We start from the raw sequence: 12,687 nt of genomic DNA, 5'->3' as shown, positions 1-12,687 counted from the left end.
TTTAATTTTATTGCTTAGTGGCAAAGTAGTTATCTTAAAGTTTTGTTATTTAATGCCGATACCTTTATTAGGACCATTTCAGGATGAAATAATGAAGATATCACCCGTAATAAACTTACCTAAAACTGAGGGCTTTCAAACTAATAGCGACAAGCGGTTGGAGCAAAAGCAATCCAAGGATGATCAGCCTGAGTATGTTTTATCTGAGTTTTTAGATGCCAAAGCGCAACAATTCAGTGACGAAGATGCCAGCTTTGCAGGTCATTATGAGAACTTAGAAAAAGTTTACGATGATTTAGAGCGCAAGATTAATGTGCTGCAAGAGCAAATTAGTAAACTCAATCAAGACCCTATCCAGCGCCAGTTACAGCTTAAAAGTCACAACCAAGTCTCGCAAAGCAGTAATAAAAGCCAAAGCCTAACAATGCAGTCTGAGCACGCCGGCGTTAAACGATATCGTGATTCTCAACAACAAGAGCAAGTTGATATTTTGCTCAAGCAGCTCAATGAACTGCAATCTAAACAAGCACAAGTTAAGCAACAGATGATCGATATGGTAATCACTGAGCTGAAGCAGCGAGATAACGAAGAGTATAATTTTTAAAGCGAGCGTAACGACATTTACACTCTGTTACAGTATTTCGTCGAACAAAGCTGCAATCCATCTTTAAGTTGTTATTATGATATAAAATAACAACAGCTCATTAGTTGAGCATAGAAGGATGGTCACGTTGAAACTACGTACTTTATTAACGGCAATCGCTGTTGCAGTTACGCCTGCAATCTCATCTGTCGCGCTCGCCTATGAAACGCAAGATACGCGTTTATTACGCTTTCCCGACATTCATAAAGAATCGGTCACTTTTGTCTATGCGGGCGATATCTACATCGCTAATACAAAAACGGGCAAAAGCACACGCTTAACTGATCATGTTGGCTTTGAAACGTTTCCGAAGTTTTCGCCTGACGGTAAGCGTATCGCGTTTTCAGCGCAATACAACGGCAGTCGCCAAGTGTATGTGATGAACCGTGACGGTTCACAGCTAAAACAATTAACTTATTATAATGATGTAGGCGTTATGCCACCGCGTGGTGGGTTTGACTACAGAGTGCTTGATTGGACGCCAGACGGTAAGCATATCGTGTTCAGAGCTAACCGCACACCGTTTGGTAAGCGTGTTGGTAGGCCTTATATGGTGCCTGCTGATGGTGGGCTAGAACAACCGTTAGCAATTCCAGAAACGGGCGGCGGTATGTTATCGCCAGATGGTAAAAAATACGTTTATACACCAATAGACCGTGAGTTTCGTACATGGAAGCGCACCCGTGGTGGCCGTGCTCAAGATGTTTGGGTGTATGATTTAGAGAACAATAAATCTCAGCGGCTAACCACCAATAGAGCGACTGATCAGCAACCAACCTGGGTGAATAATAATATTTATTATGTCTCCGATAGGGATTACACCTTAAACCTCTATAAGCATCAAGAAGGCAAAGCGCCACAAAAAGTCACCAACCATAAAGACTTTGACGTACTTTGGCCATCAGCAGGGCCACAAGCTATCGTGTATGAAAATGGCGGCTATTTGTATCGCTTTGATGATGCAACAGGGCGCAATGAAAAGCTGACAATCAATGTGCAAGGCAACCGAGAATACACCATGCCTTATACTAAAAACGTGAGTAACTTTATTGATTCGATGGACGTATCACACGACGGTAAACGCGTGGTATTTAGTGCCCGAGGTGACGTTTTTTCAGTGCCCGTTAAACATGGACCAACTCGTAACTTAACGCATACACCAAAAGGACGAGAAATTGCTGCGTCGTGGTCGCCTAATGGCCGTTATATTGCTTATATGAGTGATAAGAGCGGCGAATATGAGATTTATCTGCAAGATAGAGCAAACAATAATAAAGTAAAACAGTTGACCAGTAATGGCAGTATCTGGCGCTTTGATCCTCTCTGGTCGCCAGACAGTAAGAAGCTATTGTTTGCTGATCAAAATCACACGCTTTGGTGGCTTGATATAAAAACTGGCAAGCAGCGTAAAATTGATACTGCAAAATTTAATGAAGACAGTTTAACTTCGTATATCTGGTCACCAAATAGTGAAGATATCGTATTTGTTAAAAATAACGAAAACCGTTATGCATCATTGTGGCATTACAATATTAACGACAAAGACGTGACACGTTTAACCGATGATATGAGCAGCGAAAGAAATCCAGCGTTTTCGCCGGATGGTCAGCACCTGTATTTTACCTCAGAGCGTGATTTTAATTTAACCTTTAGCAGCTATGAGTTTGATTATATGTTTAATAATGCAACCCGTTTATATTCGGTTGCAGTAAATAATAAAATTAAACCACTAAATACGCCACTGACAGATGAAACCAGTATTGTTGACGCTAAAGCGAAAAAAGACGACAAAGAGTCAGCAAAAAAAGCCAATACACAGTTTGAAAGTAAAGGCTTTATGGAGCGCGTTGTAGCACTTAATGCACCAGCTGGAAACTATAACGCTTTAGTAGGCGTAAAAGACGGCGTATTAACACTCTCTGGGGGGGAGCTTAAATTAATCCCGCAGGCAGTTGATGGCGAGATTACAACGGTGGCCGCTGGCGTTAATAGTTATAAAGTGTCAGCAAATGGTGAGCATATTATTGCCCGTGCAGGGAATAAGTTTAGTGTTATTAAGCCCGCAGCTAAACAAGATTTAAAAGCTTCAGAGCTAAACCTCGAAGACATGGTATTAAAAATAGATCCACAAACTGAGTGGGCACAAATGTACCGCGAAGGCTGGCGTACTTTGCGTGATTGGTTTTATGATGAAAACCACCATGGACAAGATTGGGACGCTATTTTAAAACGCTATCAACCTATGGCTGATGCAGTCGCACACCGAGCAGATCTTGATTATGTACTAAGTGAAATAGCAGGGGAGATAAACTCCGGCCACATTTATGTAAATTCAGGTGATATGCCCCGCTCTGAACGCTTACAGCATGGCTTACTTGGTGCAGAAATTAGCGCTCATAAATCAGGTTTCGTGAAAATTGAGAACATCTTTAAAGGTGAGAACTGGCATGAGAACTTCCGCTCTCCACTTAACGAAACCGGTATTAATGCAAGTGTGGGTGATTATATTATTGCAGTGAATGGCCGCTCGGTAAAAGACGTGGTTAACTTTTATGAGCTACTTGAGAACACCCAAGGAAAGCCTGTAGAACTATTACTGAGTAAATCACCTAGTTTGAAAAAAAGCTGGAAAGTAACCGTTAAACCAACCGCTAGTGAAACCGGTTTGCGTTACTTACAATGGGCGCAATCGCGTGCTGATTACGTAGATAAACTGTCAAATGGTCGTATTGGTTACGTACACTTACCAAATACTCATTACGAGGGAAATCGTTCGTTATTCAAAAACTTCTTACCGCAAACCACTAAAGAAGCGATGATAATCGACGACCGTTATAACGGCGGTGGCTTTATTCCTGAGCATATGATCACTTGGCTTGCGCGTAAGCCACTTAATTATTGGAAACGTCGTGGTGTTGAACCTACCAAAACCCCCCAGTTTGCCCATGATGGACCTAAAGCCATGTTAATTAATGGCTACTCAAGTTCTGGTGGCGATGCGCTACCGTATTACTTTCGTCAAGCGGGTTTAGGTAAGTTAATTGGCACTCGCACATGGGGTGGGTTAATCGGTATTTCAGGTAACCCAGGTCTTGTTGATGGTGGCTCTGTGATTGCAGCGACCTTCAGAATACTTGATAACGATGGTAATTGGATAATTGAAGATGAAGGCGTAAGCCCTGATATCGAAGTGATTGACCGCCCTGAGCTTATTCAAGCAGGGCAGGACCCATCGATAGAGCGTGCTGTGAAAGAGCTGCTAAAAGAGCTTAAAGCGAACCCGAAAAAGCCGCTAACAGTGCCTGCTGCACCTTCTGAGTTTGGTAAATAGTTATAATCGTAAGTTGTTACAACTGAGCCCGCAATTGCGGGCTTTTTTATATTTATAACCCTTAGATTCGCAGTAATGCTTGCAAACTTGATCTCTAGTGGCTTTACTCTCGCCAACTCGCTCTTTACTCCAAACACAAAAAAACCTCGGCATTTACATGACGAGGTTTTTAACTTTCTATCTAAACGGTGGGTTTAGTTAGAAGTAAAGCTCACTGGACGACGTTCTTTACGAGGACCGCCACGCTTATCACCGCGTTGGTTGTCTTTGTTAAAGTTACGTTTTCTGTCACCGCTAGGGCGTTCAGAGCGTTCGCCACGTGGTTCAGATGGGCCTTGATCTTGAGTCAATGTCATACCCATTGGGCGTTTACAAATAAACACCTTTTGGAAGTGATCAAGTACATCTTTAGGCATGTTTTGCGGTAATTGTACCGTACTGTGACTGTCGTGAAGACGAATGTCACCAATAAACTTGCTTGAGATATCAGCTTCGTTAGCGATTGCACCCACAATGTTCTTAACTTGAACACCATGCTCACGACCTACTTCGATACGGTAAGTATCCATAGGGCCTGCATCACGGCTATTTCGCTCGCGAGGTTTACGCTCAGCGCGCTCACCACCACGTTCGTTACGACGACCACGGTCACCACGTTCATTGCGTGGGTTACGCTCATTGCGCTCACGTGGTTGAATCTTAACTTCTTCAACTTTGATTGGCGATTGTTGCTGTGCTAAACACAGTAATGCACCCGCTAAGTCTTCAGGAGCAAGGTCAAGTTTTTGTGCCATGTTAGCAGCAACTTCATTGAAGAAAGTGATATCTTTATTTTCAAGAGCAAGGGTAAGCTTTTCTTGTAATGCATTGATACGTTTTTCTTCAACAACTTTAGCTGTTGGTAGTTCAACTTGGGCAATTTCAGATTTAGTATGACGAATGATATTTTTAAGTAAATAACGCTCGTTATGCTTAACGAATAAAATTGCTTTACCAGTACGACCAGCACGACCTGTACGGCCGATACGGTGAACGTAGGCTTCTGAGTCTTGTGGAATATCGTAGTTGATAACTAAGCTTAAGCGGTCAACATCTAGACCACGGGCTGCTACGTCTGTTGCAATAACAACGTTTAGCATGCCGCTTTTTAAGCGATCAACAGTACGTTCACGCGCTTGCTGGTTCATATCACCATTAAGAGGAGCTGCAGAGAAACCTTCGCGCTCTAATAATTCAGCAAGTTGAACTGTGTCGTTACGTGTACGTACGAAAACAATCGCACCTTCGTATTGTTCAGCTTCTAAGAAGCGAACGATAGCTTTGTTCTTATGTACGTGAGCATTCCAAAATACTTGCTCAACTGAAGATACAGTCGAGTTACGTGCAGAAATATGAACCTGTTCAGGGTTATTCATATATTTGCTACTGATGTTTTGAATTTGCTTAGGCATAGTCGCAGAGAAAAGACATGTTTGCTTTTCACGCGGCGTTTTTTCCATGATGTTTTCAACATCATCGATAAAGCCCATACGTAACATTTCATCGGCTTCATCAAGTACAAGTGCTTGTAAAGCATCAAACTTGATTGTACCGCGGTTAATGTGATCGATTAAGCGACCCGGTGTAGCGACAATGATTTGCGCGCCACGACGAAGTGCACTTAATTGGATGCTGTAGCTCTGGCCACCATAAAGTGCCAATACTTCTACACCACGAGTGTGTTTTGCATATTGTTCAAATGCCTCAGCAACTTGGATCGCAAGCTCACGTGTTGGTGTGAGTACAAGGATCTGTGGCTGTTTCACAGACGGGTCAATATTGTTTAGTAATGGCAGTGCAAATGCTGCTGTTTTACCTGTACCCGTTTGTGCTAGTCCCAGTACGTCCTTTCTTTCTAGCAATAACGGTATACATTGAGCTTGGATTTCAGATGGTGTCTTGTAACCCAACTCTTCAACTGCTTTTAAAATTGCAGGAGAAAGATTTAGAGATTCAAACGTGACTGGTTCTGACATTAATACGCCTCAACGAATTTAAAGAGGCGCGCATTGTATAGGAAATACGAGGCAATTGCTTGTATAAATTACAACTAATTTGTATGTGCTTGATGTTGATTGAAATTTAACCAGCTCAATATTCGCTCAAATTAAGCTGGTTAATAATGATAGCGCAATACTTATTTGTATAAGCCAAGATTTTCTTTTGCGTAAGCTTCAAATTCAGTGAATCCGCCGATGTGTTCTTGATCAACAAATATTTGTGGAACTGTCGGGCACGGCTTACCAGCTGACTGCTCTAGATCCGCTTTGCTAATGCCTTCTTTGATAATATCAATATAACGGAATTTAAAGTCATCACGTTCATCAGCTAGTTTTTGTGCAACGTCTTTTGCACGAACACAAAATGGGCAGCCTTCACGGCCAAAAATTACAGTTAACATATCGCTCTCCTCGATTTGGTTTTGTCTATCTTATCTAACTAGAGCAAAATAAACAGTGTAAAAAAACGATTAGTTGATTCTATTTAAATGATTACACTACAACGTTCTTAATCTAATCCCTAATTGGCTGGAGTAACCCATAGAGCTGGCACTAATCTGCAGTTGTTCATTGATAATATAATAGGTAGGAAAAGCGGATACTTTATAGTTAGCTTGAGTCTGATCATTGCCAAGCAATATTGGCATTGTCAGCGCTAAATCACTGACAAACTCTTCTACTTGCGTTGTACTTTTATAATCAAGTGCAATACCAATTGCATTAATGTCACGGCCTTTAATTGCAGCTTCTAAATTTGGCATGCTGTATTTACAAACCGTGCACCAGGGCGCGAAAAAGTAAATAACAGTTGTTTTGCCTTTAAGTTCAGCGATACTCACACGGTTATCGATGTTATTGAGCAATGCCAAACTAAAGTAGGGCGCGGGGCTATTATCTGCTTTTAGTAAATTACGCTCTTGGAATGCGCTAACCAGAAAAAAGATTATTGCTGCTAAAACTATGTTTATCAGTGTACTGCGAATGAGCTTCAAGCATATCTCCAAACTGAGTTACATTTTCGTGGTTGAATTATGAAGTTTAACCCTAAGCTCTATTAATGGAAACCATGAAGATGTTTAGATTTATACTTTACAAAGGAGATCATGATTATGAACAACTCTACAGCACCAGCAAACATAATGCCTACATTGACGGCAAATGATATTGATGGCAAATCTGTTGATTTAACCGAGCGACAAACTGAGCTTCCTTGGAAGATGATAGTTATTTATCGTGGTAAGCATTGCCCGTTATGTACTAAGCAATTAAACGCTTTGGCATCTATAAAAGATGACTACACTCAGGCTGGTATCGAGATTGCCGCCGTCAGTGCTGATAGCCAAGAGCAGCTGAGCGGACATTTGCAGGACTTAGAGGTTAATTTCCCGCTTTATTCTGGCTTAACACTTGAGCAAATGACAGATTTAGGCGTTTATATTAGTGAGCCGCGTAATGAAAATGAGACCGATCACCCATTTTCAGAGCCCGCAATATTTGTACTTAATGAAAAAAATCAAATTCAGATTTTAGATAAGTCGAATGCACCATTCTCACGTCCTGATTTGAGTGCGCTGCTTTCTGGTATTAAATTCATCCGCGAAAACGACTATCCAATTCGTGGCACATTTGCGTCATAACTAGCGCATGAGGCATGTTTAAGCATGCCTCATGATTATTTTTAAACTTTTTTTATTTATTTACTTGAAAACATTTTTACCGTCCATATATAGTTTAGTGAGGACGCCTGATGGGTCCCAAATTAAACAGAAGTAATTGAAATTTATATTATTAATTTAACTTTGCCTGCGCTTGTTCGACAGAAAAGCACATGCAATATATCGCTTAAATATGAGGATATTATTATGCGTACAGTAGACTTATCACCACTTTATCGTTCATTCATTGGTTTCGATCATTTAGCATCTTTAATGGATGCCGCGGCTCGCACAGACAAGCAGCCGAGTTTTCCTCCATACAATATCGAAGCGCTTGATAAAGACAAATACCGTATCACTATGGCTGTAGCCGGTTTTAGTGACAATGAGCTGACCATCGAGTCAGAAAATAACACCTTAAAAGTTGCTGGTATAAAAGCCGATAAAGGTGAATCTGATGAGCGTAAATTTATTCATCAAGGTATTGCCGAACGTAACTTTGAGCGGAAATTTCAGTTAGGCGACCATGTTAAAGTACTTGGCGCAGATTTAGCTAACGGCTTACTGAGTATCGACCTTGAACGCGAAATACCAGAAGCATTAAAGCCACGCAAAATTGAAATTGGCAGTGGTAACTTGCTAGAAGGGAAATAACCAACCCTTAAACATTATTTCCCCTAATTGACTTGTTATTTTTAGTAGCCGCCTCATTTGAGGCGGTTTTTTTGTTACTGGTTCAGTAATAGATATTGGCTATAAGCTTTCAATATTATCTAAACACCATTTAGCTCTGTCTAAGGTGGCTTGGCGTTGTTCTGGAGCTTGCTTCTGCCAATTTTTATACACCATACCGATACGCGGGTTTCGAGATAATCGTTCTTCATGCTTATTCATAAAGTGCCAATACAAGCTGTTGAATGGACATGCAGAATCTTCAGTTTTTTCTTTTACGTTATAATGACAGCCCTTGCAGTAATCGCTCATTTTATTTATGTAATTACCACTGGCCGCATACGGTTTAGTTGCAATAAGGCCTCCATCGGCAAACTGACTCATACCTCGGGTATTAGGCATTTCTACCCATTCAATAGCATCTATATAAATGCCCAAATACCAACTATCTACTTGGGCTGGGTCCATCTCAGTTAATAAACAAAAATTACCGGTTATCATCAAACGCTGAATATGATGGGCGTATGCGGTATCTAAACTTTGGTTAATTGCATGTTTCATACAATTCATATTGGTTTTCCCATGCCAGAAATAATCAGGCAAAGAGCGGCTAGCGTTTAATTCGTTTTTAGATGCGTAGTCGGGCATGTTTTGCCAGTAAATACCACGTACATACTCACGCCACCCTAGGATTTGCCGAATGAATCCTTCAACTTGTGCAAGGTTGATATCATCGGGACGCGATTCAAATTCTTTAAGAACTAGGTCTATGACTTGCATCGGGTGGAGCATTTTTGTGTTAAGCGCAAATGATATTCGGCTATGATACAAGCTCCATTGTTCTGTACTGTGACAAGTCATTGAGTCTTGGAATTGACCAAAAGATGGCAATAAATGTTCGCAAAAATATGCCAATAATTGCTTGGCCTGACTACGGCTTGTCGGCCAAAGCAGGTTTTCAGGGCAGTGGCCGAAGGTATTAATATTATGGGCTTCAATTCGTTTGATAGTTGTACCAACTGGATTGCGGAACGTTTTTGCTTTTGGTATTTGAGCTAAATCAGCTTTTTTGAGTTTGTTACGGTTAGCTTGATCAAAGTTCCACTGTTCACCGAGAGGGGAGTCGCCGTTCATTAATATATCAAAGCGCTTGCGCATCATGCGGTAAAAAAACTCCATTTTTACATGTTTATCTTTTTTAAAGTGCGTTTTAATTTCATTAAAGGGCAGTAAAAAATGTTCACTGTCGAACCCTATGATTTTTATGTTGCTGGTAGAGTGAAGTTGATTCATTTGCTGTTTTAAGCGGTATTCGTCAGGATATTGGTAGTGAATTTGTGTGCATTGATATTGATCTGCTAGGTGTTTAAGTAAATCACTTAAAGATGTATATTTGTGGGTGTCATCTAAGGTCAAATGCAGAACATTCAAATTAGCTTGCTGTAACGCCGAGGCAAAGTTTTTCATGGCGCAAAAAAACGCTGTAATTTTTTGGATATGATGTTTTACATAGTCTGTTTCTTGTTTTAGCTCAGCAATGACGTATAAAACGTGTTCTTGATTCGGCTCTTTGTACCAACTATGGCTGGGGTTTAGTTGATCACCAAAAATAAATCGTAAGGTTTTGTATGCCATAAAATCTGACCAAATTTAAATTATACGCCATACTTAGTTGATTAGATCTGATTTATTATTATTTTTAACCGTGCTATATCTAGATCAGTTTCAAACAAAGGACTGTGTTTCAGTGAAAAATATATTACGTTTTAACCACCATTTAACTATTTACTCACTCATTGCTTTTACACTTTTTGGCGCTACTAATACCAATGCCAATGTGTACAAATGCGAGAAAGAAGGGGTAGTTGAGTTCAGTCAGTTTCCGTGCGGTAAAGACGCTAAAAAAATTACTGTGGAAGAACAAAATCCAGGCGTGCCAAGTGAAATTGTGACTAATGGAAAAATGGATACCACGCAGATTGATAGTTATATTCGTATTAAGCAGATTGATGTAGATATTAACCAACATCAAGACAAGATAGATACTTTAACGGCTAAAATGAATAAAGAGATCGGTGGGTTAAAAAATCAATCAGATGCTCAGTTGCATAATCTAACAGGCGCACAAAAAGAAACGGCTATTGCCAACCAGATGGTGAATGTGACACAAAGGTACGATTTACAGATTGAGCGGGAGCAACGCGATATTGATAGGCTGCAAAAAGAAAAGTTACGATTACAGCAAGGCCAAGCTCAGGTTGATACAACTATTGAACAAAGCGAAGAGAGTAAAGAAATAGATTCATTCATTCGTAGACAAGCTATCAAGCGTGAAATTGAAGAAAGAGAGTCTAAAATTGATACCTATCAAGCTCAAATGAATCAGCAAATAAATACTCTAGATTCAGAGGCTAAAAATCAACCGAGTAATTTAGCTGATGCTACTTATGATAATTCATTATCCAGGAAAATGACGGCCTTGACCTCAAAATATAATACTTTAATTGAAATTGAGCAGCGCCAAATCGACAGGCTTCATGATGAAATGGCGCAGCTACAATAGCAATTAGGAGCTAAGTTGTTTTTGCGAGTAGTCAGTTAGTGACACCACGTTACTGGTTTTAAACAAATAGCTTGTTATTATATTAGTAAAAATACGTATTGCTCGGCGCCAATTTTGTTCAAGTGTTGGCGTCATATAATCTTTTAAGTGAATTTTCAAACTTGCTAAAAATGCATTACACAATAAAGTAACGTCTTGGTGGCTTATTCCCAATTTACTTAAATTATTTGCATGATGATGAATAAACGGTGTCACTGAGTGCAAATTATCTATATGCATAATTGTTCGCTCTAATGCACAGTACAGTAAATAACTATTTTCATTCAATGCCTCACTAGATGGACATTGCATTAACAGTGGCTGTCGTTTTAGCTGCATCTGAAAAGTAAATGTAAAACAATGAAAGTTTGGTTTGATTATATTAATACTTCTCAGTAACTGTTTTTTAATTTCTGTATTAAATTTCATAATCCCCCCGCTAGTTAGGCTGTTTCAACCTCGCTAATTATAGCTTGTAACTCTTAAAGTGCTGAGGTTTTTTCAGTAATAGCGCATCTTAGAGCTGGTATTGGGAAATATCGTCTTGTTTAAAAACTAATTTTATATTCACAAATCTTTACATTTTAGGTAATACCTCATTCGTTTCGTCTTTCAATTTCTTTATCTGTTGGGGGGCTAAATAGGGTGAGTAGGAACTAGGTTGGCGTTATTTTGTACTATTAAGAGGGCCTTAAAAGAGGCTAATTCTTTACAGGTTTTTGGTTGCTAATTATGTCAATAGTCTTTATAATAGCCGCCATTGTTTAGCTTACTTTGTAATTGCTAAATAGATATCAAACAGCTTTTTAAAGCGATATTGATATCAGTTGGCGCGGGATGGAGCAGTCTGGTAGCTCGTCGGGCTCATAACCCGAAGGTCGTCGGTTCAAATCCGGCTCCCGCAACCAATTTTTTATTTGGTTAGCATTAGAATGTTTTAAGATTGTTATGTTGTTTTACTACATAAGGTCATATTTTAAAACCAAACTTTTGAGTAGCGATTTTATTGTTACCAAATTGAAGTCGCGCATTCTAAGTAATGCGCGTTTTGCGTTTAAGCTATTAGGTTTATTTAGGTGGCGTTAGCTACCCGCAGCCAAGCTTGGCCCATGGCCACACAGTTTTATGCTTTAGGTGTGACGCCCCGCTTGGTTCGGGGCGTTGTTGTATCTGCACCACTTGGTTTTTTACCAAGAAATAAGCTAAGTATTTTAGGGCTATAAGCCCTTTTTTTGTTTGTATGGAGGATTTTCGTGACAAAACTTGAGCAAGATTTACTAACCATGCTTTCACCGTCTGTTGAAATGTTAGGCTTTGAACTACATGGTCTTGAGTTTGTACAAGCTGGTCGCCATTCTACGCTTAGGGTTTATATTGACCATGAAGCGGGGATTTCGGTTGATAACTGTGCTGACGCAAGTCGTCAAATAAGCGCAATCTTAGATGTCGAAGACCCGATTACAAATGAATATGATTTGGAAGTATCGTCTCCTGGTGTTGATCGTCCATTATTCAAACAAGATCACTACGAGAAGGCGCAAGGAGAGGAAGTACGTGTACGTACTAAGCTTCCACAAGATGGTCGTCGTAACTTTAAAGGCGACTTAGTATCAGTTAGCAGTGATATGATCACACTATCAAGTGATGGTGCTGAGCATATGATCATGCTTAGTAACATCGAACGTGCGAACATCATCGCAAAGTTTTAGTTCGAGTGCGAAGGAATAGGGCAAGCGAGGCATTAC

The 12,687-nt window shown here is 40.0% G+C and carries 12 protein-coding genes and 1 tRNA gene; 8 read left to right on the top strand and 5 right to left on the bottom strand.

Features of this window, described 5'->3' with window-relative positions:
- Positions 1-91 precede the first annotated feature (91 nt).
- The gene (locus tag B5G52_RS00395; protein ID WP_087530730.1) at positions 92-604 is read left to right on the top strand and encodes a hypothetical protein; all 513 of its coding nucleotides are present in this window, start codon (positions 92-94) and stop codon (positions 602-604) included.
- 118 nt (positions 605-722) lie between these two features.
- Positions 723-3,974, top strand: coding sequence for a S41 family peptidase (locus B5G52_RS00390; RefSeq protein ID WP_087530729.1), 3,252 nt, complete (start codon positions 723-725; stop codon positions 3,972-3,974).
- A 194-nt stretch (positions 3,975-4,168) separates the two neighbouring features.
- On the opposite strand, the gene B5G52_RS00385 is transcribed toward B5G52_RS00390, so the two are convergent.
- The 3 genes from B5G52_RS00385 to B5G52_RS00375 form a co-directional block, all read right to left on the bottom strand.
- Positions 4,169-5,989, bottom strand: a complete 1,821-nt coding sequence (locus B5G52_RS00385) for a DEAD/DEAH box helicase (RefSeq protein ID WP_087530728.1) — start codon at positions 5,987-5,989, stop codon at positions 4,169-4,171.
- Positions 5,990-6,150: 161 nt separating this feature from the next.
- A complete protein-coding gene (locus B5G52_RS00380; RefSeq protein WP_087530727.1) occupies positions 6,151-6,414 on the bottom strand; it encodes a GrxA family glutaredoxin in 264 nt (87 codons plus the stop codon).
- A 96-nt stretch (positions 6,415-6,510) separates the two neighbouring features.
- Positions 6,511-7,005, bottom strand: coding sequence for a TlpA disulfide reductase family protein (locus B5G52_RS00375; protein ID WP_087530726.1), 495 nt, complete (start codon positions 7,003-7,005; stop codon positions 6,511-6,513).
- A 117-nt stretch (positions 7,006-7,122) separates the two neighbouring features.
- On the opposite strand from B5G52_RS00375, the gene B5G52_RS00370 reads away from it, so the two are divergent.
- Complete coding sequence (locus B5G52_RS00370; protein ID WP_087530725.1) at positions 7,123-7,650, top strand: peroxiredoxin-like family protein; 528 nt, start codon at positions 7,123-7,125, stop codon at positions 7,648-7,650.
- Positions 7,651-7,875: 225 nt separating this feature from the next.
- Positions 7,876-8,322 carry an Hsp20 family protein gene (locus tag B5G52_RS00365; protein ID WP_087530724.1) on the top strand — a complete coding sequence of 149 codons (447 nt, stop codon included), beginning with the start codon at positions 7,876-7,878 and terminating at the stop codon, positions 8,320-8,322.
- A gap of 99 nt (positions 8,323-8,421) precedes the next feature.
- Here the strand turns inward: B5G52_RS00365 and B5G52_RS00360 are convergent, their stop codons facing one another.
- Entirely contained in the window at positions 8,422-9,975 is a 1,554-nt protein-coding gene (locus B5G52_RS00360; RefSeq protein ID WP_087530723.1) for a cryptochrome/photolyase family protein, read from the bottom strand.
- Positions 9,976-10,087: 112 nt separating this feature from the next.
- Between B5G52_RS00360 and B5G52_RS00355 the strand changes: the two genes are divergently transcribed.
- Positions 10,088-10,903 carry a hypothetical protein gene (locus tag B5G52_RS00355; RefSeq protein WP_087530722.1) on the top strand — a complete coding sequence of 272 codons (816 nt, stop codon included), beginning with the start codon at positions 10,088-10,090 and terminating at the stop codon, positions 10,901-10,903.
- 3 nt (positions 10,904-10,906) lie between these two features.
- On the opposite strand, the gene B5G52_RS00350 is transcribed toward B5G52_RS00355, so the two are convergent.
- Positions 10,907-11,371 (bottom strand): globin, encoded by a 465-nt coding sequence (locus B5G52_RS00350; protein ID WP_087530721.1) that lies wholly within the window; start codon positions 11,369-11,371, stop codon positions 10,907-10,909.
- 402 nt (positions 11,372-11,773) lie between these two features.
- On the opposite strand from B5G52_RS00350, the gene B5G52_RS00345 reads away from it, so the two are divergent.
- From B5G52_RS00345 to rimP, 3 genes are all read left to right on the top strand, one after another.
- A tRNA-Met gene (locus B5G52_RS00345) sits at positions 11,774-11,850 on the top strand.
- 168 nt (positions 11,851-12,018) lie between these two features.
- Positions 12,019-12,165, top strand: coding sequence for a hypothetical protein (locus tag B5G52_RS21985; RefSeq protein ID WP_176372475.1), 147 nt, complete (start codon positions 12,019-12,021; stop codon positions 12,163-12,165).
- A gap of 30 nt (positions 12,166-12,195) precedes the next feature.
- Positions 12,196-12,651, top strand: coding sequence for a ribosome maturation factor RimP (rimP, locus tag B5G52_RS00340; protein WP_058561276.1), 456 nt, complete (start codon positions 12,196-12,198; stop codon positions 12,649-12,651).
- The last annotated feature ends 36 nt before the right edge of the window (positions 12,652-12,687 follow it).

The sequence above is a fragment of the Pseudoalteromonas sp. A601 genome (genome assembly GCF_002165575.1).
GTDB lineage: Bacteria > Pseudomonadota > Gammaproteobacteria > Enterobacterales > Alteromonadaceae > Pseudoalteromonas.
Note: the sequence above shows the minus strand (reverse complement) of the source record. Positions and strands in the feature narration are given on the sequence as shown.